Annotated in this window: 2 protein-coding genes; one reads left to right on the forward strand and one right to left on the reverse strand. The window is 35.3% G+C overall.

Annotated features, from left to right (window positions below):
- On the reverse strand, positions 1–215 hold a 215-nt coding region (locus OZD61_RS05730; RefSeq protein ID WP_274980158.1), incomplete at its 3' end, for a hypothetical protein.
- 21 nt (positions 216–236) lie between these two features.
- Between OZD61_RS05730 and OZD61_RS05735 the strand changes: the two genes are divergently transcribed.
- Positions 237–1580 (forward strand): alanine:cation symporter family protein, encoded by a 1344-nt coding sequence (locus OZD61_RS05735; protein WP_265023251.1) that lies wholly within the window; start codon positions 237–239, stop codon positions 1578–1580.
- Positions 1581–1701 lie beyond the last annotated feature (121 nt).

Raw genomic sequence — 1701 nt, forward strand, 5'->3', positions numbered from 1 at the left:
TATTGTACGTTACCTACTATCCGAAGAGCGATGCAACAAAGCCATTCCAGTGTCAAGCACTGGAATGACATCGTCTTAACATTGTACCATATTACAATGTTCGTACAGTTATGTGTCACGCTACTTGGATGACAAGAAAAGGTTTCTAGAATGACGGAAACGAAGTCATACATAGAAAATAGGTTAGGTATTTTCAATTTTTGTTGTATACTCAAATGAAAATCTCACTTTTACAGATGGATACAGTGAAGTTTGTTTTATTACTGCCAACAATATTACTCATGCTAGTTGCTGGTGTTTACCTATCGATTAAACTAAAATGGCTACAGGTATTTAGATTACCATACGCCCTTTCGCTACTTGGAGCTAAAAAAGGAGAAAATAAATTTTCCTCTATAGCCGCTCTGTTTACAATTTTAGGGGGAAATTTAGGAGTAGGAAATATTTCAGGAACTGCTGTTGCTCTAAAAACCGGAGGACCGGGCTCTATTTTGTGGATGGCGATAATTATTGTTATCACTTCTGTGATAAAATATGTCACTTGTTATCTAAGTATAAAAACCAGAAAGGAAAAGAACGGACGGTTTATAGGTGGCCCTGTAGCCTACATGGCTGATGCATTTAATTCTAGAAAAGCTACAATTGTGTTTCTGGTTGTTATGATGATGGTTTCAATAACAGTTGGTAACCTTGTTCAGGTAAATTCTCTATCAATACCACTTAACATGATAGATGTGCCTGTAGTCATTGGTGGCATTGTAATGGCCATAATATTTTTTGTTGTTGCAGTTCTCAGCTTAAAAAAGATTAAAATTTTTATATCGGCTATGATACCGATAATGACGGTAAGTTACCTCATACTTTGCGGTATCATATTATTTAAATTTAGTGAAAATATTCTTCCTTCTCTAAAACTAATAACAAGCAGTTTTTTTACAACCAGTAGCTTTAACTCTGGTTTATCTCTAGGTTTGATTCTAGAAATGTTGACTATTATTCAAGTCGGAACTTTGCGAGGTATTTTTGCAACAGATATAGGGCTTGGCCTTGAAGGAATCGTACATTCTTCAATTGTTCCTAAGAAAAATAATAATAAATTTATTATTGAGCAGAGTCTAATTACGATAATATCGCCTTTTATAGTTGCGTTTATAGTGTTTATTACAACAATGGTACTGCTTGTCACAGATTCTTGGGTCACTGATTTAGAGAGCACTAACATGTGCATATTTGCTTTTAGAAAGGCAATGAATTGGCCTTATATTGACTATTTAATTATGGCCATAATGTTTTGTTTTGCTTTTACTACTATTTTTACTTGGTTTTTTTGCTCAAAACAGACAATACGCTATGTGTCTATGGATAATAAATACACTAAAATCTGGATTGTAATTTTTACCATGATCATTCCGCTTGGTGCGATAGGTAAAGTCCGGTTGCTATGGGATGTTGCTGATATCTCGATTGCTGCTTTGTTGTTTATCAACATACTCGCTATACTCAAGCTAACCTCTCAAGATCCAGGAGTGTTTACTATGAGTAGCAGATATTTGAAGTTGCAAAAACAGAGCTATAGCTAAAGCAATTTAGGCTATGCAGCTGTTGTGATATAAGAGTGATTTCCGCCAAGAAGGATGTCATCCCAGTGCCCAGACACTGGGATGGCTTTGTTGCATCGCTACTTATGAAAGGCTAACTATA

The organism is Wolbachia endosymbiont of Drosophila bocki (genome assembly GCF_028982005.1).
Classification (GTDB): domain Bacteria; phylum Pseudomonadota; class Alphaproteobacteria; order Rickettsiales; family Anaplasmataceae; genus Wolbachia; species Wolbachia pipientis.

What these genes read in the sequence shown, in the direction of transcription:
- OZD61_RS05735 (WP_265023251.1), top strand. Translation starts at nt 237, where the DNA reads ATGGATACAGTGAAGTTTGTTTTATTACTGCCAACAATATTACTCATG.